Here is a 19,820-nt window from a genome sequence, read left to right on the forward strand (position 1 = left end):
AATAAGAGGCGACAATGTTCTTTAAACGAACATTGTCGCCTCTATCGGTTTATAGATTCTATACGTGTTATATTATGAAACACTACTTACTTATTCTGCTTGTTCAACTTCAATCAGAAGGTCTCCTGTTTCAATGCCATCATTCGGAAATACATGAATTTTTTTCACTATACCTTTAAATGGCGCTTGAACCGTTGTTTCCATTTTCATAGCTTCAGTAATAATTAGAGATTGATTTGCTTCAACCTCGTCGCCTTCACTGACATCTACTTGTAATACAGTCCCTGGCATTTGTGCACCAATATGAGTCGGATTTGACTTATCTGCTTTTGGTTTTGCGCGTTTTGAAGACTGAACATTTTCATCTTTAATGCGCACACGACGCGCTTGACCATTCATATCAAAAAATACTGTACACATACCATTTTCATCAGGTTTTGTAATGGTTTTAAGTGTGATAATTAATATCTTACCTTTATCGATTTCAATTTCTACTGTTTCATTGTCGCGCATACCGAAGAAGAAAGTCGGCGTATCTAAAATAGACACATCCCCAAATTTTTCAAACGTTTGAATATATTGCTCATAAACTTTAGGGTATAACGCATAACTAATTACATCTTCTTCAGTGACTTTATGTTGTTGCTTTTGTTGCAACTCCTCTTTTAAAGCATCAAAGTCCACAGGTTCTAAATATTCACCTGGGCGCTTTGTGAGTGGTTTTTGCCCTTTTAATACAGCTTGTTGCAATGCTTGATTAAAGCCGTTAACAGGTTGTCCAATTTCGCCTTTGAAGAATGAAACGACAGATTCTGGGAAGTCTAATTTATGACCATCACGAACTACTGTTTCTTCATCCAAATCATTTTGAACCATGTATAATGCCATATCTCCTACAACTTTTGACGAAGGTGTCACTTTGACAATATCACCAAATAAGAAATTGACACGACGATACATTTTCTTCACTTCACCAAAGCGCTCGCCTAGTCCTAGACTTTTCGCTTGTTGACGTAAATTTGAATATTGCCCACCTGGCATCTCATGTTGATAAATTTCAGTATGCGGTGATTTCATATCACTTTCAAAGTCACTATAATATGCACGTGCCGCATCCCAATAATGAGATAACGCTTCATGACCATCAATATCCATACGCAAATCTCTTTCGAATCCATCTAACGTGTAATACAGTGAGTTACTACTTGGTTGACTCGTTAGCCCTGACATAGCAGCTACAGCCGTATCAACCACATCTACGCCAGCATCAATCGCTTGTTTGTAAATGATAATTCCATTACCACTAGTGTCATGCGTGTGTAAGTGAATTGGTAAATCTACTGCTGCTTTTAACTCTCCAATAAGTTCATAGGCTGCGCGTGGTTTTAATAAGCCAGCCATATCTTTAATCGCTAACATATGAAAGCCTTCTCGCTCTAACGTTTTCGCAAGTTTGACATAATAGTCTAATGTGTAAATATTAGAGCGTTCTGGATTTAAAATGTCACCGGTATAACAAATCGTACCTTCAGATATTTTCCCCGCTTCTTGAACGGCTTCGTTAGCAACTTTCATTTGTTCAACCCAGTTCAATGAATCAAAAATACGGAAAACATCAATACCTGCTTCTGCACTCTGTTTTACAAATTTTTGAATGACATTATCAGGATAGTTTTTATAGCCCACAGCATTCGAAGCACGTAATAGCATTTGGAAGAGCACATTTGGAATTGTTTTTCTTAAATCATGAAGTCGTTGCCATGGATTTTCTTTCAAGAAGTTAAATGCCACATCAAAAGTCGCACCGCCCCATAATTCTAATGAGAAGTTATTTTGCATCACTTTGGCTGTTGCAGGTGCAATTTTTAGTAAATCATGAGAACGCACACGCGTTGCTAATAACGATTGGTGTGCATCACGGAACGTTGTATCTGTAATTAATACATCTTTTTGCGCTTTAACCCAATCTGCTACGGCCTGCGGACCTTTTTCATCTAATAATTGCTTCGTACCTCGTAATGCTTTAATCTCATTGAAACTTACTTCAGGTAATTCAGCTGGTTCGAACGTTGGCTTCGGTCGCTTATCAACATTTGGAAAACCATTAATTGAAACATTACCTATATATTCTAATGTTTTTGTTCCTCTATCGCGTGAAGGTTGTATCACAAATAATTCAGGCGCATTTTCTAAAAATTTTGTTGTATAATCTCCTGAGGCAAATTTGTGATGATTAATCACATTACGTAAAAATGGAATATTTGTTTTCACGCCTCGAATACGCATTTCTTGTAGTGAACGTTCCATTTTTTCACGCGCTTCTTTATAGCTAATCGCATGTGTCGATACTTTCACGAGTAAAGAATCGTAGTACGGTGAAATTTCAGCACCTTGGAAAGCATCACCTGCATCAAGACGTACGCCGAAACCACCACTTGAACGATAAGCAACAATATGACCCGTATCTGGCATAAAATCTTGTGTCGGATCTTCTGTTGTAATACGACATTGAATGGCATATCCTAAAGTTTTAATTTCATCTTGAGAAGGCATGCTGATTGCTTCACCATGTAAATTTTCTCGATCAGCGATTAAGATTTGTGTTTTAACAATATCAACACCTGTGATCATTTCAGTGATAGTATGTTCTACTTGGACACGAGGATTGACTTCAATAAAATAAAATTCATTCCCCGATACTAAAAATTCAACTGTACCGGCGTTTACATAATTAATTTTTTTCATTAAATCAACCGCAGATGCACAAATACGTTCCCTTAATTCATCAGATAATGAGACTGACGGCGCAACTTCTACAACTTTTTGATGACGTCTTTGGACAGAACAATCACGTTCATATAAATGAATGATATTCCCTTCTTCATCACCAATAATTTGTACTTCTATATGTTTAGGGTTATCGATAAACTTCTCAATGTACACTTCACTATTGCCAAATGACTTTTCTGCCTCAGATTTCGCACGAGTGAATGCTTCTTTTAGTTCAGAAGGTTCTCGAACGATACGCATACCTTTACCGCCACCACCACTGGTCGCTTTAATCATTAATGGATATCCAGCCTCTTCTGCAAAAACCTCTGCTGCTTCAAAACCTTCAACAGGTCCATCAGTTCCCGGAATAACAGGTAAATCTGCTTTAATCGCAGTTGTACGCGCCTTTACCTTATCACCAAACATATCCAAATGTTCAAGATGAGGGCCGATAAAAATGATACCTTCTTCAGCACAACGTTTAGCAAATTGCATGTTTTCACTTAAAAAACCATAACCCGGATGAATGGCATCAACATCAGCTTCTTTGGCTACTTTAATTATGCGTTCAATATTTAAATAACTTTCAGCTGGACCTAAATCTTCACCAACGAGGTATGATTCGTCAGCTTTATATCTATGTAATGACCCCATATCTTCTTTTGAATAAATAGCAACAGTTTTTATATTTAGCTCAGTTGCTGCTCTAAAGATACGAATGGCAATTTCCCCACGGTTTGCGACTAATAATTTACGAATGCGTTTCATGAAGCCAACCTCCTAAAAAGTTCGAAAATTCTAAAAATATAATTACTAGTATATCAAAATCTGTAAAGAAGTTAAAAGTCAAAGTCATTTTTCATGATTCAAATGACCTATAATAAATTCTCAAGGTTATAAATATTACTTATTACTCTTGATAGATTTTTGTTATTACCACATTTATTTTAAGTTGTCGTCACTCAAAAGTCAAAATAAAAAACGAGAACTTAGAATCATATCAAACTTTTAGATTCAAAGCTCTCGTTACTGTTTTAAGTCATATTATTTTTCTTTATATATCGTTTGCGCGCTTGCTCATATCTAATTTGTTTAGACACAATTAGCAATAATCCCATCGCAATACTCAAACTAATCATTGAGGATCCTCCAAAACTAATAAAAGGTAGTGGAACCCCTGTTAAAGGAATTAATCCTGAAATCCCTCCTAAATTGATAAACGTTTGAATACCGATATAACTTGCTATACCAACACAAACCAATTTATAAAAATAGGACGTTGTGCGAGAAGCAAGTTCAAACGAACGATATACGATAAAGAACAATAAACTTAAAACAATGAGTACACCCACTAAACCTAATTCTTCCGCAATAATTGCAAATATAAAATCGGTATGGGGTTCAGGTAAATACCCGAGTTTCATAATACTATTACCTAGACCTCTTCCAAAAATCCCTCCATTACCGATAGCTAGAAGTGAGTTAGCAAGGTGATAGCCTATGCCATCTTCAAAGTTAAAAGGATTTTCGAGAGCACTAAAGCGCGCTGTAAGGTATGACGGTAAAATATTAATTCTAAAAACAACGATGATGATAACAACAACAAAAAGACCTAACAAACTGAAGAAACCAATTTTCAAAAAGTTTTTAATTCCAATACCAGCGTATAAAATGATTGAGAAGAAAATTGCTGAAATCAGCATCGTTTGACCCACGTCTTTTTGTAATAAAACCAGCCCAATAATAAGGCCTACAAAGATAATAGGCCACAGAATCGCTGTTGGATCTCGTTGAATTTGTGGTCTTTTTCGTTCAATGATATATGGCACATAAAGTATAATAGCAATTTTTAAAAGCTCAGAAGCTTGTAAATTCATAAAACCTAAATTTAGCCAACTTCGTGACCCATTAATTTCAGATCCTATAACTAAAGTCGCCAATAGTAACATTACGATAAATCCCATCATTCCAACTTGAAATTTAGGCGATTTCAGAAGTCTGACATTTAACAAATAAGCGATAAAAAATACGATACCAAAACCGATACCGATATAAATAAGTTGTCTAGAGTAAAAATATGTACCCGGAACAGATACACCACCGGTGAGTGTTCCTCTCGTAGCTGCTACCATACTTGCACTATACACCATTGTTAAACCAATAAAACATAGTGCAAGATAAGTGATTAATAATGGAAAATCGATATATTTAGAGGATCTCAAAATATATCGAAATAAACTTTTTATATTATTCATATGATATGATCATCCAATTCATCGCAGATACAAAGCGTCATTGCGCCAAAATCTCAGCATGGATTTTCAATCGCAATTAAACTCTTGTAAACGCTTCGTGTAGTTTTGATAACTCTTTTTCAAGGCGAAGCATTAATGCTTTACCGTCTTCTTTATCAACCAAACCGAGTTTCACAGCAAAATCAACTTCTTTTTGTAACCCATACATTTGCGTATCTAAAACTTCCTCATATAAAGGACATTGTGGCAATGTTAAGTTATCAATTTGAACTTTAATGAGCTGTAAAATTCTGTCTGCGTCTGCATTTAACTGGTCGTATGCCGCATTGCTAATATTTTTTTGCTTGCTCATGACATAGTCCCCCCATAATTTTATCTTCATGTTAAAAGTTTATCTTAACCCATTTTAAAAAGCAAGTGTATTTCATACGCCTCCGTCTCAAGTATGATAAAATAAATTTAGTTTACTTGAGGGAGTGCATGTTCATGATTCAAATTAAAGGTGCGGTAAAATTTCCTATTACGTTAGATAGTTCTACATGGATTTTCGATGACCGCAAAATACGTATCGACGATTTAAAAAATGGTGTCTTTGATGGTGAAAAACCTATAAAATTTGAAGATAATCGCGAATGGAATCGGGCGATATTAGAAGGACAAACTAACCCACCAACTTTAAATTCTGAAATCGATTATAAAAAACGCGCTGTACTTGAAGGATCGTTTGTGATTAACATGACACCATTTTTCAAGAATGCGGAACCATTGGACAGTGCTTCTATTATTCGTCTATCAAATGATACGGAGCATATCGATATACCATTTCAGCTGTTACCTTATTTATTTTTTCAATTCTCAAAAGATGGCAAAAGACTCTATAAAGATAATGCCGTAGACAGCTTTGTATATCAACAAGAGGAAGGAATGCGTTATCAATTTGATTATGTTACTCATATTGAGGTGTTATAAATGCGGAAAGTAACATGTATAATATGCGATACAGAGGTTCTTTTAGATGAGAATACGCTCATTGCCAAACGCTTAAAGCATAATCCTATTCAAACATTTATGTGCGATGAATGTAAAAGTCGTTTAGATACACCGAAACAACGATTACCTAAAGAAACAAGCATTCATAATAGCTCAGAAAAAAATGAATCGTCTCGATCCTAATAATATGTAATGTTCCACACCTATTTTATGCATCAAAGTAGTAACAACACTACTGCTTTGATGCATTTTACAATGATCCACTTTCACCACTTTAACTTCACGATTGACAATGATTGATTTCAAATCGTATAAGATGTCTCTTTCTATACAAAGCGAAAAATAGCCTTTAAAATTCATAAGACAATGAACTTTAAAGGCTTTATCATTTCAACTCATACTACCACATTGATTCATTCTATATTTCTTTTTTAGGAACTGGATATCGACCCTTATTAAATAATTGCCACAATTCGTCCGGCAATTGATGATGGTCTTCTCGTTTAGCATCAAATACATTGACAATCTCGTCTTCTTTACCATGTTCAATTTTTTCAATAAGGTGGGGATCGAGTAATAACCCTCGACCTAACGCTACAAAATCAGCCCCAAGCGCTAACCCTTTCAAAGCATCATTACCTGAATAAATAGAACCAATACCAATGAGTGGCATTTTTTGATTTATCCATTGTTTTAGTAACGTTATCCGTGTTGCCCCAGCATACTTTCCATCTCTCGTAACAGATTGAATATCCATGAGTGACGCGTGTAAATAATCAAGTGGATAGGTTATAAGTTCCTGAATTAATCGTTGTGTATGCTCCATCGTAATACCGGGTTTCTCAGCTTCTTCCGGTGAAAACCGGTAACCTATCACAAAATCACGTGGTGCTAACGCCGTTTTCACTTCCAATACTTCTTCAATAACGGCTTTAGAAAATGCAAAAGGATCTTTCCATTTATCTTCTCTATGATTATAATATGGTGAAACAAATTGATGTATTAAATAGTGATTCGCACCGTGTATTTCAATGCCATCGAATCCTGCTTGAATTGCGAGTGCTGTCGCACGCCCGTAATCTTTAATCGCTGCCTCAACTTCTTCAGCTGTCATTGCCCTAGAAGCATGGGGTTGTTGTTTACCATATCCATAATCTTCAATTTGACTTGGCGCCTTAACATCGCCATTTGGAACATATTCAGGAAGCGCTCGTGCGCCACCATGATGAATTTGCATAATAGCGACAGCTCCATTTTGTTTAATCGTACGTGCGAGTTCAGTTAATCCTTCTAAATCCGCTTCTTTAGAAATGGAAGGATGGCCTGGGAAAGCTTTACCTTCAATATTAATATAACTTGCAGCCGTAATGGCCATCCCTACATCATGCGTTCTTGATTTCATAAACGCTATTTCACGATCAGATGCCGTACCGTCATCATTCGAAAGCGTATGCGTCAAAGGAGCTAAAACAAACTTATTTTTAATCCGTTTGCCATTAGGTAAAACCACACTTTCAAATAAAGGTTTAAAACGTTCCTCCATAAAAAAACCTCCTTAATCAACTACTTACAGTGTAATACAAGAACAAAAACCGACAAAACAACTCGACTTGAGAGCGATACAGAAATCTTTGATTTCGTTGTATCGCCCCCGCAACGATGACATTTTTGGCATTCCATTATACATAAAAAAGCAACATCACTATATGATAGTGACATTGCTTTTTATAATTATTCATTATCTTCCATCATTTGTTTCAAACGTTTCGCTTCTTTTTCACGTTGACCTTTATTTAAAATACGTTTTCTCAAACGTACATTTTCAGGTGTTACTTCCACCAGTTCATCATCATTGATAAACTCTAATGCTTCTTCTAACGTTAAGATACGTGGCTTTTTCATAGTTTCTGTTTGGTCTTTAGTAGCTGAACGTACATTTGTTTGATGTTTAACTTTTGTAATATTAACAGTTAAATCATTTTCACGGTTATTTTGACCAACAATCATACCTTCATAGACTTCCGTACCTGGTTCCATAAAGTTGATACCACGGTCTTCTAAACCTAAAATTGCATATTCACTTGCACTACCTTGATCCATAGAAACTAATACACCATTACGACGACCACCAATACGTCCTTTAATGCGTGGTCTAAATTCATCGAACGTATGGTTAATGATACCGTAACCACGTGTCATAGACATGAACTCAGTCGTATATCCAATTAAACCTCTTGCCGGTACATTAAAGATTAAGCGTGTTAAGCCATTATCTGTCGTTGTCATGTCTACCATTTCACCTTTACGTTGACCTAACGATTCAATGACAGAACCTGCGTATTCTTCTGGTACTTCAGCTTGTACACGTTCGAATGGTTCATGAAGTTCTCCATCTATATCTTTTAAAATAACTTGAGGTTTCGATACTTGAAGTTCAAAACCTTCACGACGCATGTTTTCAATTAGAATCGATAAATGTAATTCTCCACGACCCGCTACAGTCCACGCATCCGGTGAATCTGTTGGTGTGACCTTTAAAGATACGTCTGTTTCTAATTGATTGTCTAAACGTTCTTGAATTTGACGTGCCGTAACAAATTGTCCTTCTCGTCCAGCAAATGGTGAATTATTTACTCGGAAAGTCATTTCTAATGTAGGTTCATCAATACGTAATACTGGGAGTTTATCTTGATGGTCTTGAGGTGTAATCGTTTCACCCACGTTGATATCTTCCATTCCTGATACAGCAATTAAATCTCCAGCATATGCTTCTTGAATTTCCTCACGTTTTAAACCAAAATAACCAAATATTTTAGTTACACGGAAATTTTTAACACTTCCATCTAACTTTAATAATGATACATTCTCCCCAACACGCATCGTTCCACGGAAGATACGTCCAATGCCAATTCGGCCAACATAATCGTTATAGTCTAACAATGCTGGTTGGAATTGTAATGGCTCATCACGATTATCAACTGGTGCAGGTACATACTCAATGATTGTTTCATATAAGCATTGCATGTTTTCATCTTGTTTATCCGCATCTAAACTTGCTGTACCACTAATTGCTGATGCATATACAACTGGGAACTCAAGCTGCTCATCATTAGCATCTAATTCAATAAATAAATCTAAAACCTCATCCACTACACCTTCAGGACGTGCAGATGGCTTATCAATTTTGTTCACTACAACTACTGGTTTTAAATTTTGTTCTAATGCTTTCTTTAATACAAAGCGTGTTTGAGGCATCGTGCCTTCATAAGCATCCACTACAAGGACAACACCGTCTACCATTTTCATGATACGTTCTACTTCTCCCCCAAAGTCAGCGTGTCCAGGTGTGTCTAGAATGTTAATACGTGTCCCTTTATAATCAACTGCAGTATTTTTCGCTAAGATGGTAATCCCACGTTCTCTTTCAAGATCGTTTGAATCCATTGCACGTTCAGCTACGTGCTCATTCTCACGGAAAATTCCAGATTGTTTTAATAATTCATCAACCAAAGTCGTTTTCCCATGGTCAACGTGAGCGATAATCGCAATATTACGAACATCTTCTCTAAATTTAGTCATACATTAATTTCCTTTCTTGAGTAAATTACCACTTTCTTTTGCAACTCGTTTATTATATCATATAAATGAAATGACGACACAGTTAGGTGGAATAAAGATGCAAAAGTCTAAAACTATTTTTTTCATACTTGCACTACTTGCTGTTTTCTTTTTAACAACATTTAGCTTTGCAATCGCAGCAACAAATATGTTCTGGATGTTGATTACATTTATTTTATTAATGGCGACGTTAGGTTATGGCTTTTCATTGAAAAAGAAGTATCGAGAAAATGATTGGTTTTAATCTTTAAGCTATTAGAATATATACAAGGGTGAGCATGTCAATATGCTCACCCTTTTTATTGATAACGTTGTTGCATAGCTATAAGTTCATTTCGGTAAGGATTCAAATAGTGGTTCAAAATCTCTTCGTGAATCGCTTTATTTCCAAACAATACTGTACTATGTGTTGTAATCGACAACGGCTCACCAAGGAAATTTGTCCCGCTGCCGCCTACTTCTTGAAGTATAATCAATCCCCCAGCATAATCCCATGGATGTAAACGCGGTGTCATATACGCTGATAATAGACCTGTGGCAACATATACTATTTCAAGTGCAGCTGAACCATAGGCACGGGCCGTCCGAGAATCACGAATAATAGGTTGTAGTATAGATCCCATCTTCGGTTTCGTTAGCCAATTTGGATTTAACCCTACAATGCTTTCTTTCAATAATGTGTTTTGTAGTTGAGGTAATGGCATTTCATTTTTAAATGCGCCATGAGATGCTTTGGCATGGTATAAAATGTCACGCATCACATCATATACAAACCCTGCATAAGGTTTTCCATCTTTATAAATTCCAACTGAAATGGCGAAATTTTGTTTTTGATGAACAAAATTAAGTGTGCCATCAATAGGATCTATCACCCAAATCGTCCCTTGCGTCGAATCTATGTCATGCCCATGGCCTTCCTCACCAATCATCTTATGATGTGGATATTGCGCTTCGATTTGACTCACAATAAAAGTTTCAACGGCTTTATCAACATTTGTAACCAAGTCATTGGGATTAGACTTGGATTCAATCTCAATGTCTTCATGCATCCATTTGCGTATATTGTTCCCCGCTTCTAAAACTAAATTTTTAGCAAAATCATATAAATGCATCGGCATCACTCCTAGTTGTTTAACATTATACAACAAATCATTATATTATGAATGTTTTACAAACTAAGGTATTCTATTATTAATGAAATCCACTGTCATTTAGGAGGAACAATCATGACGAAATATACTTTTAAACCAAGTGATTTTAAAGTTTTTCAAGTAGAAGGTTTAGAGGATAGAATGGCGGCACTCGATGAAAAAATTCGTCCTCAATTTCATCAATTAGGTGCATACTTTACTGATTATTTAAAAACAGTGACGGGCGAAGACTTTTACGCACATGTTGCTAAGCATGCAAGACGCACAGTAAACCCGCCAAAAGATACTTGGGTCGCTTTTGCTACAAATCAACGTGGCTATAAAATGCAACCTCATTTTCAAATCGGGTTATTTGAAGATCATTTATTTGTCATGTATGGTGTCATGCATGAAGATAAAAATAAAGCTGAAGATGTAAAAGTATTCGAAGACAACATTGATACTTTAATTGCCCTTCCAGACGATTTCCAAATTTCACTCGATCATACAAAACCTGATAAATCTAAAATTAGTCATATGTCTCAAGAGGAAGTTGAAAAAGGCATTCATCGTGCGAAAAATGTTAAAAAAGGTGAGTTTTTCATTGCACGTGCGTTAAAACCAAATGCGAAAGAATTAAAGTCTGATAAAGCATTTCTTGCATATTTGGAAGATACATTTGACCACCTTTTAAAATTTTATAAATAACAATGGCAAACGCCACATCCCATTGATTTTAGGATGTGGCGTTTGGTTTTAGTTTATCGACGATGATCATCTTTTAAATCGTTTAAACGCTCTTTAGCATTTAAACCTTTATCTTTAAGGTCATGATGATTCGATTCATGATGATGCGCATCTCCATGTCCATCCTCATGACGAGATGATTCATGAGTATGATGATTATTATCTGAATAAGGTTGCGCACCTACATTGTCACGACGACTGTCAACATGATTTGTACGATTCACATCATGCTGGTGATGCGCTTCATGTTCAACTCGTTTATCATCACTATGCTTCACATCGTGACGGTCATGATGATGAGAATGATTATGATTGTGATTAACATGATCACGATCATGGCTATCATTTGCCATTACATGGTGATATGGTTTAGGCTTGCGAACAAATAACATAATTGCAGCAATAAACCATAATAAAGCAGCTATTAAGCTTGCTGAGAATAACGCTAAAATACTTGCAATAATTAAAATCACGCCTGCAAGAATGCGCTTTTTAAATAAAAATGCAGCAATAAGTGCTAATAACAACGGCACACCGACATAAAGTAGTACAGGAAAATAATCCTGACTTTGTTGCGCAACTTGATTGGAATCTATCCCTTGTTTCTGGAATTCTTGTTGAAACTCTTTATTTTTTAGTAATTGTGGTATAAATGACCCTGCTCCTAAAATTAACAGCGCATATAAAGCATGTAAAACAATACCAATCCAAGTGAGTACTTTTTCTGCCGTACGTTTGAAAGGTTTTTGATGTTGATAACTATCGTACTGATGACGATCGTGATTTAAATGATTATCGTCATGTTTTCCATAAGTATATTTGTCTGACATAATGCATTACCTCCTTAGTCACTTAATTACCCTATATCCTATCCATAAACGCATAATTTAAAAAATTTTTACAAACTTTGATGTATAATTTAATAATATTTAAATAACGCAAAAAAACAGTGAATCTGACTCAATAAAAAGTAGATTCACTGTTTTATTCATTAGTAGATTATTTTTCTGTATCTTGCGTATCTGTTGACCGTTCTTTTTGAACTTGTTTACGATAATCATAATTTTGTCTACGTTGCGTTGCCGCACTAGGACGTGCTTTACGCTGTTCTTTTACCTGAGCTTTACGTGCTTTACGGTCTTCTTTCTTCTGGGCTTTAATTTGAGCGCGTTCATCTTTACGCTGTTGTTTTAATGTTTCTTGATCAATAGGCTCATCTTCACCATTCACATCTTTAGCTGAAACATGCGTTCTGGAATCAAAGACATGATTATCCTCTTTTTGTGCTTCAGAACGGGGTTGATATACAACTGTATCATCTTCTTCTGTTAAATCATTCGAAGGTACATCTTCTTGATTTCGTACGGATTTATGATGATACTTTGCAGTTCGTGAAAGTACTTGAGGTGACTCAGATGCTTTTGCTTCATCATTGTGTGATGTTGCTGTTGGTTGATTGACCTTAGATTCATGATTGTCATTATAACGTGGCTCTTGTTCAGAAGGTCTACGATACACTTTTTCATCTGATGTATTGTACGGTTGTGATTGACCATAATTTCGTTCATAACCCACTTGATTCCCTTCATAATAGTAACCAGGAACTGACACCATTTTGTCTTTACGAATAAACATCATAAATGCAACGATAACAAAAAAAAGTGGTACAAGTATAAAAAACAATGGAATCGACAAAATAGCCACAAGTAAGAATAGTAAGCCTGATACGATTCGATGCTTCATTGAAATCAATGCTAGGAATGAAATCAGAAGACATACTATTAGATAAACGATAAACGCCCAAACGCCATTTTGCATTGAGATGACAAACTGTGTCGCTGTTAAATTATTATTAGCTAAAAAAGTTTGCATCGTTGGATTATTAGCGATGCCATTCTCAATATTTTGGATTGAGCTCTCATTGCTAAATAACACTAATCCAAAAAACATTGCGACAATTGTTGTTAATAATAACAACACCCAACTTAGCCATCCTAGAATCTTTTCAGCGATACGACTCACAGGTCTTGCCACCTGTTGGTAAGCCTCATAAGCCATAATTTCACTCCTTAATGTACTTAGTTACTTAATTATATCTAAACTTAATCAAAATAACTAGAATCATAATCCCATTTTAAAGTTTAGAAATCGCTCATTGTACTCATTTAATACATCCGGACCTAAATCTTTATACACTTCAAGTCGTTTTTGTTCTTCTTTGGTAGGGTAAATTCGCGTATCTTCACGCGTTTCTTTAGGTAATAAAGATTTAGCTGTTTTATTCGGTGTACCATATTCTACCCATTCAGTATTTTGTTTACTCACTTGAGGGTCTAATAAAAAGTTAATAAATTTATGCGCACCTTCAACATTTTGAGCTGTTTTAGGTATCACCATATTATCGAACCATAAGTTAGAACCTTCCTTAGGCACGACATAATCATACCGATCATCACTAGTAAATATCGGTGCCGCAGAACCACTCCATAATACTGCTGCGCCAGCCTCATGTTGTTCTAGCATCATTGAAACTTCGTCACCGACAACACCTTTAACTGAAGGTGCATAGGATTTCAGTTCAGTTTCAGCTTCCTGTAGATGTTTAGTATTCTTATCATTCAAACTATACCCTAAACTATTTAATGATAGTCCCATAATTTCACGGGCACCATCAACAAAAATAACATCATTTTTAAGTTTTGGATTTTTTAAATCTTTCCAACTATCAAACTTTATGTCTGGATATTTTGTTTTGTCATAAATGATACCCACTGTGCCAAAGAAATAAGGCATTGAATATTTATTGTGAGGATCAAAAGGTTGATTCATATAATAGGAATCAAGGTGTTTTGCATTAGGAATTTTACTTTTATCTAATTCCTTTAACAAATGGGCTTTGCGCATTTTTTGAATCGTATAATCACTTGGAAAAGCCACATCGTAGCTCGTCCCACCATTACGAATTTTAGCTTCCATTGCCTCATTAGAATCAAATGTTTCATAAATAACTTTAATACCGGATTCTTTTTCAAATTGTTTAATGAGCTCAGGATCAATATATTCTCCCCAATTATATACATACAATTTTTGTTGATTTTTTTGACCGACATCATGATTAATCCAATAACCAACGCCTAAACAAAGGATTCCCAGTAAAAGTGCCCCTACCACAAGTTGCATCAATTGCTTCATAACGTCATCTCCCTTTTATGATTCATTGTGCGTTGATTATGTTTTTTTAACCATTGATAAATGACTAATCCAAGCATAATGATGAGGAATAAAATGGTGGATATTGCGTTAATTTCCATGCTAATACCGCGTCGTGCCATAGAATAGACTTCGACTGACAGTACACTAAAACCATTACCTGTGACAAAAAAACTCACAGTGAAATCATCTAATGAATACGTTAAGGCCATAAAAAAGCCTCCGATAATCCCAGGCATCAATTGCGGGATGACGATACGACTTAAAACTTGAAAGTCTGATGCACCTAAATCACGCCCGGCATCTAATATAGATTCATTCATTTCATATAATTTAGGCAATACAATAATGACCACAATCGGAATACAAAACGCAATATGAGAAACAAGGACAGAGGTAAATCCTAATCCAAATCCTGTCACATGTCCGATTGCTGTAAACATAATTAAAAATGATGCACCAATCACCACGTCTGATGAAACCATCAATACATTATTCAATGTTAAAAATGAAATCTTCAATGATTGATTACGGATTTGGTATAACATTAATGCGCCAAAAACACCAATAATTGTTGAAATGGCTGCTGCAATTAACGCCACTGCTATCGTATTGAAGACCACTTCAAGCAAGCGTTTATTATTAAATAATGTGACATAATGTTCTAAAGTAAATCCACCAAAATGGACCATGTTGCCTTCGCTATTAAAGGAATAAAACATCAGATAAAAAATAGGTAAATACAATACGATAAGTAAACCAATTAAATAACTTTTACCTATCCATTTCATCGTGACGCACCTCCTTTACTTTTCGTACGCGTCATAATCAATAGAAGTGCCATAAATAGGACTAAAAATAATGCGATGGTAGAACCCATACCATAATTTTGAATCACTAAAAATTGCTCTTCAATCGCAGTACCGATATTGACTACTTTATTACCGGCAATTAAACGCGTAATCATAAATAAAGACAGTGCTGGGATAAATGTAACTTGTATACCCGTTTTAATCCCTTCTTTAGACAAAGGTAGCAAAACTTTTTGCATCGTTGTAAATGTGTTCGCTCCTAAATCCTGCGCAGCATAGAATAATTGGTTATTAATGTCTTTCATACTATTGTAAATCGGTAACAGCATAAATGGGATATAAATATATGCCGATACCATTATGAAAGCAGGTGCTGTAAACAATAAAGACTGACTAGGTAGATGTAAGGCAGTCATGAAACGATTGATAAGTCCATCTTGACTGAAAATCCCTATAAATGCATATGTCTTAAGTAGTAAATTCATCCAAGTTGGTATAATCATAACTAATAACCACGTTGCAGCATGCTTAGACTGTCGAATAAAATAGGCTGCAGGATAACTGATCATTAAACACACTGCCGTTATAATTGCTGCGTATAAAATAGATTCTCCTAACATATACATGTAGCGCATTGTAAAAAATTGTTGATAGTTTTCTAAAGAAAAGTGACCGTTACGATCGACAAACGAAAAATAACAAAGTAATAGGACAGGAATAATGATAAAGATTAGCATCCATAAAATATAGGGGATAGCCAACCAACGACTAATATGTCTCATAATCTACTTCTCCATAACCTTCAATTCGTTTGTCAAATTCTTCTTCAGTTTCACCAGGAACCATAATATGGATGGCTACAGGATCAAAATATAATCCTACTTTATCATCAACTTCTGCATTTTTAGTGGATTGAATCGTCCACTGATACCCTTGCTCATCGATGCACGTAATTTCATAATGAACACCTCTAAATAGCGTTGAATGAACTGTTGCTTTAAATAACCCTTCAGATGCGTCTACTAAAGAAATGTCTTCAGGTCTAATGATCACATCTACTTTTTTACCCTGGGGAATATCTTTATCGACACAATCAAAATTTTGCCCATAAATATTAACCACATAGTCTTGAACCATGTGTCCCTCTACGATATTTGATTCTCCAATAAAGTCAGCCACATATCGATTCACAGGCTCATCATAAATGTCTAAAGGTGTACCGAACTGTTCAATATTGCCCTCTCGCATCACAAAAATGTAATCACTTAAAGCGAGTGCTTCTTCTTGGTCATGCGTCACAAAGACAAATGTAATGCCTAATCTTGATTGTAAGTCTCTTAATTCATATTGCATTTCTGTACGTAATTTTAAATCTAATGCAGATAACGATTCATCAAGTAAAAGAATTTCAGGTTCATTGACAATAGCGCGTGCAATCGCAATACGTTGTTTTTGTCCTCCACTCAACTCATGAATATCACGATCTACAAATTGATCTAACTTCACTAATTTCAATGCTTCAAGTACCTTTTCTTTTATCTTTGATTTGTTCATTTTCTTCATTTTTAATCCAAATGCGACATTTTCATATACATTTAAATGCGGAAAAAGTGCATAATCTTGAAACACGGTATTCACTTGGCGCTTATTTGGTGGAAGTTCATTAATCGTTTTCCCTTGGTATACAATTTGACCAGCATCTGCATGTTCAAAACCTGCAATCAATTTTAAAATTGTCGTCTTACCACAACCAGATGGTCCTAAAATCGTATAGAAATGACCAGATTCAATCTCTAAATTAATATCATTAATAATCGTTTTATCTTGATATTTTTTTGTTACATTTTGAAATGTTAATAAGGCAGTCAAAGTCTTCCCTCCTATAAATACGATGACGTTGCAACAATCATGACGCGTCCCTCACTATGATGTTCATTGATGAGTTGATGTTGTTTAGTTGCTTTAAAATATAAGGCATCCCCTTTTGACGCTTTATACTTTTCATTCCCTAATTTGAGCGTGACACTCCCACGCATACAATAAACAAAAGTATCTGAATATGAAGGCTCAAATAATTTGTATGACGCATGTGGTTGAAGTGTTAAAATTAACGGTTCCATTTCAAAATCATTTGATGTTTTAACAGGCCATTGTAAAAAATACCCTTTATCATACTCATCATAAGTGAGTTGTTCAGATTTAGGATAGTGAATTTTATCAACTTGTTTTTTGTCGAAAAATTCAGCTGGTGTCGTGCCTAACACTTCTAATAAATTTAAAAATGTCTCCATACTCGGCGATGTTTTGTCACTTTCTATTTGTGAGATATATCCTTTAGATAAATCTGTACGTTCTCCTAATTCTTCTTGCGTTAAATTTTTGAGTAGCCTTAACGTTTTAAGTTTTTGACCTATATCCATCATTAACTCCTAAAAAAAGCTGTAATTTGTTTACTTTTACTAAACATAAAGTTTAATGCCTAATAAAAATACCAAACTACAGCTCAAATTACAATAGGTTTTTTAATTGTCATATAATTTGCTTTTTTCTGGATGATTTTTAGCTTCTTTCATCACTCTATAGCTATCGTAACCACTCTCAGATTTAAATGTGTTAAATATATTTTTTTCGTCCGCTTTACCAGGTACTACCTTTTTAAAGGCTTGGTATCGCGTCATCAAGACCTCTCGATTAATAGAGGACTCATAATATGCTTCAATCGCATTAAAGAATGATATCACTTGTACCATTTCTTCTTGAGACCAATCCACATCTATTGGATATTGGTAATCCATATACATCCCTCCTTCATCAAAATATAAGAAAAAGAGCAAGGACACGCAACATGTCCTTACCCTTAAATGTATTATTTATTATTACATTGTATGAATTGGTAATCCAATTGCTTTTTCAGCAGCTTCCATGCTCATTTCACCTAAAGTTGGGTGCGCATGCACTGTTAAAGCGATATCTTCAGCGTTCATACCAGCTTCAATCGCTAAACCTAATTCAGCAATGACATCAGATGCACTTGTACCAACAACTTGAGCACCAATTAGAGTGTCATCTTCTTTAAGTGTAATTAACTTAACGAAACCAGTTGTATCATCTAATGATAATGCACGGCCGTTTGCTTGGTATGGGAATTTAGAAGCTTTGTATTCAATGCCTTCTTCTTTAGCTTGAGCTTCAGTGTAACCCACTTGTGCAAGTTCTGGTTCAGTGAAACATACAGCTGGCATACCGATATAATCTACTTCAGAATTGTGTCCAGCAATTGCTTCTGCAGCAATTTTAGCTTCATAGCTTGCTTTATGTGCAAGAGGTAAACCTGGTACGATATCACCAATTGCATAGATACTATCTACTGATGTACGGCTTTGTTTGTCAACATCAATTAAACCACGATCAGTTAATTTAACGCCAACTTCTTCTAAACCTAATTCATCAGTGTTAGGACGACGACCTACTGTTACTAATACGTAATCCGCTTCGATTGTTTTTTCTTCACCTTTAACTTCATACGTTACTTTAACACCATTGTCTGTTTCTTCAGCAGATTTTGCTAAAGCTTCCGTTTCAATCGTCATACCTTTAGCTTTCATACCTTTTTTAACAGGTTGTGTCATTTGTTTTTCGAAACCGCCTAAGATGTCTTTCGCACCTTCAAGGATAGTAACTTCTGTACCAAAGTTAGCATACGCAGTACCAAGTTCTGAACCAATATAACCGCCACCAACGACAACTAATTTTTTAGGTACTTCTTTAAGGTTTAATGCACCTGTAGAATCTAAGATGCGACCACCAAATTTGAAATTAGGGATTTCAATTGGGCGAGAACCTGTAGCAATAATTGCATTTTTGAAGTTGTACGTTTGCGCACTTTTATCATCCATCACACGTAAGCTATTTTTGTCTACGAAATAAGCTTCACCTTTAACGATTTCTACTTTGTTACCTTTTAATAAAGCTTCAACACCGCTCGTTAATTTATTAACGACAGAACCTTTAAAAGATTGTACTTTATCGAAATCTAAAGATACGTTTTCAGCAGTGACACCAAGGTCAGCACCATGTTGTGCTTGTTCAAAACGGTGTGATACGTTTAATAATGCTTTTGAAGGAATACAACCTACGTTTAAGCAAACGCCACCTAAATTACCTTTTTCAACGATTGTAACTTTTTGACCAAGTTGTGCTGCACGAATTGCTGCTACATATCCACCTGGACCTGCCCCGATAACAATAGTATCTGTTTCAATTGGAAAATCTCCGACTACCATATT

19 protein-coding genes are annotated in these 19,820 nt (G+C 35.4%); 4 read left to right on the forward strand and 15 right to left on the reverse strand.

The features are described from left to right. Positions 1–90: 90 nt before the first annotated feature. The 3 genes from G8Y85_RS03185 to G8Y85_RS03195 form a co-directional block, all read right to left on the reverse strand. Complete coding sequence (locus tag G8Y85_RS03185; RefSeq protein WP_165805417.1) at positions 91–3,540, reverse strand: pyruvate carboxylase; 3,450 nt, start codon at positions 3,538–3,540, stop codon at positions 91–93. 266 nt (positions 3,541–3,806) lie between these two features. Beyond that, entirely contained in the window at positions 3,807–5,027 is a 1,221-nt protein-coding gene (gene ftsW / locus G8Y85_RS03190) for a cell division peptidoglycan polymerase FtsW (RefSeq protein WP_060550818.1), read from the reverse strand. A gap of 76 nt (positions 5,028–5,103) precedes the next feature. After that, complete coding sequence (locus tag G8Y85_RS03195; RefSeq protein ID WP_037566083.1) at positions 5,104–5,379, reverse strand: Fpa/YlaN family protein; 276 nt, start codon at positions 5,377–5,379, stop codon at positions 5,104–5,106. Between the two features lie 134 nt (positions 5,380–5,513). Here G8Y85_RS03195 and G8Y85_RS03200 point away from each other — a divergent pair, with 134 nt between their 5' ends. Beyond that, a complete protein-coding gene (locus G8Y85_RS03200) occupies positions 5,514–5,996 on the forward strand; it encodes a hypothetical protein (protein WP_060550817.1) in 483 nt (160 codons plus the stop codon). After that, the gene (locus G8Y85_RS03205) at positions 5,997–6,200 is read left to right on the forward strand and encodes a DUF2197 domain-containing protein (RefSeq protein ID WP_060550816.1); all 204 of its coding nucleotides are present in this window, start codon (positions 5,997–5,999) and stop codon (positions 6,198–6,200) included. A 235-nt stretch (positions 6,201–6,435) separates the two neighbouring features. Here the strand turns inward: G8Y85_RS03205 and G8Y85_RS03210 are convergent, their stop codons facing one another. Further along, a complete protein-coding gene (locus G8Y85_RS03210; RefSeq protein WP_107370674.1) occupies positions 6,436–7,560 on the reverse strand; it encodes an NADH-dependent flavin oxidoreductase in 1,125 nt (374 codons plus the stop codon). 188 nt (positions 7,561–7,748) lie between these two features. Next, on the reverse strand, positions 7,749–9,596 hold the full coding sequence (gene typA / locus G8Y85_RS03215) for a translational GTPase TypA (RefSeq protein WP_037566076.1): 1,848 nt from the start codon (positions 9,594–9,596) through the stop codon (positions 7,749–7,751). A gap of 91 nt (positions 9,597–9,687) precedes the next feature. Here typA and G8Y85_RS03220 point away from each other — a divergent pair, with 91 nt between their 5' ends. Further along, the gene (locus tag G8Y85_RS03220; RefSeq protein ID WP_234022053.1) at positions 9,688–9,879 is read left to right on the forward strand and encodes a DUF5325 family protein; all 192 of its coding nucleotides are present in this window, start codon (positions 9,688–9,690) and stop codon (positions 9,877–9,879) included. A gap of 55 nt (positions 9,880–9,934) precedes the next feature. On the opposite strand, the gene G8Y85_RS03225 is transcribed toward G8Y85_RS03220, so the two are convergent. Beyond that, positions 9,935–10,747: an inositol monophosphatase family protein gene (locus G8Y85_RS03225; protein WP_103346280.1), complete on the reverse strand. Its 813-nt coding sequence runs from the start codon at positions 10,745–10,747 to the stop codon at positions 9,935–9,937. A gap of 114 nt (positions 10,748–10,861) precedes the next feature. Between G8Y85_RS03225 and G8Y85_RS03230 the strand changes: the two genes are divergently transcribed. Then, on the forward strand, positions 10,862–11,473 hold the full coding sequence (locus tag G8Y85_RS03230) for a YktB family protein (RefSeq protein WP_060550813.1): 612 nt from the start codon (positions 10,862–10,864) through the stop codon (positions 11,471–11,473). A gap of 53 nt (positions 11,474–11,526) precedes the next feature. Here G8Y85_RS03230 and G8Y85_RS03235 read toward each other — a convergent pair whose 3' ends face one another. The 9 genes from G8Y85_RS03235 to lpdA all read right to left on the reverse strand — a co-directional run bounded on the left by G8Y85_RS03235 (position 11,527) and on the right by lpdA (position 19,817). Then, positions 11,527–12,342: a DUF4064 domain-containing protein gene (locus G8Y85_RS03235; RefSeq protein ID WP_103346281.1), complete on the reverse strand. Its 816-nt coding sequence runs from the start codon at positions 12,340–12,342 to the stop codon at positions 11,527–11,529. 169 nt (positions 12,343–12,511) lie between these two features. Then, positions 12,512–13,570, reverse strand: a complete 1,059-nt coding sequence (gene auxB / locus G8Y85_RS03240) for a lipoteichoic acid stability factor AuxB (protein WP_103346282.1) — start codon at positions 13,568–13,570, stop codon at positions 12,512–12,514. Between the two features lie 63 nt (positions 13,571–13,633). After that, positions 13,634–14,704 carry an ABC transporter substrate-binding protein gene (locus G8Y85_RS03245; protein ID WP_103346283.1) on the reverse strand — a complete coding sequence of 357 codons (1,071 nt, stop codon included), beginning with the start codon at positions 14,702–14,704 and terminating at the stop codon, positions 13,634–13,636. Next, positions 14,701–15,513, reverse strand: a complete 813-nt coding sequence (locus G8Y85_RS03250; RefSeq protein WP_037566063.1) for an ABC transporter permease — start codon at positions 15,511–15,513, stop codon at positions 14,701–14,703. The genes G8Y85_RS03245 and G8Y85_RS03250 overlap by 4 nt, the downstream gene beginning before the upstream one ends. After that, complete coding sequence (locus G8Y85_RS03255) at positions 15,510–16,316, reverse strand: ABC transporter permease (RefSeq protein WP_103346285.1); 807 nt, start codon at positions 16,314–16,316, stop codon at positions 15,510–15,512. The genes G8Y85_RS03250 and G8Y85_RS03255 overlap by 4 nt, the downstream gene beginning before the upstream one ends. Then, on the reverse strand, positions 16,303–17,403 hold the full coding sequence (locus G8Y85_RS03260) for an ABC transporter ATP-binding protein (protein WP_103346286.1): 1,101 nt from the start codon (positions 17,401–17,403) through the stop codon (positions 16,303–16,305). The genes G8Y85_RS03255 and G8Y85_RS03260 overlap by 14 nt, the downstream gene beginning before the upstream one ends. A gap of 11 nt (positions 17,404–17,414) precedes the next feature. Continuing rightward, positions 17,415–17,954: a helix-turn-helix domain-containing protein gene (locus G8Y85_RS03265; RefSeq protein WP_037566057.1), complete on the reverse strand. Its 540-nt coding sequence runs from the start codon at positions 17,952–17,954 to the stop codon at positions 17,415–17,417. 102 nt (positions 17,955–18,056) lie between these two features. Next, complete coding sequence (locus G8Y85_RS03270) at positions 18,057–18,329, reverse strand: UPF0223 family protein (protein WP_037566055.1); 273 nt, start codon at positions 18,327–18,329, stop codon at positions 18,057–18,059. A gap of 81 nt (positions 18,330–18,410) precedes the next feature. Beyond that, the gene (gene lpdA, locus G8Y85_RS03275) at positions 18,411–19,817 is read right to left on the reverse strand and encodes a dihydrolipoyl dehydrogenase (protein WP_037566053.1); all 1,407 of its coding nucleotides are present in this window, start codon (positions 19,815–19,817) and stop codon (positions 18,411–18,413) included. Positions 19,818–19,820 lie beyond the last annotated feature (3 nt).

Source organism: Staphylococcus sp. 11007852, assembly GCF_011394325.1.
Taxonomy (GTDB): domain Bacteria; phylum Bacillota; class Bacilli; order Staphylococcales; family Staphylococcaceae; genus Staphylococcus; species Staphylococcus agnetis.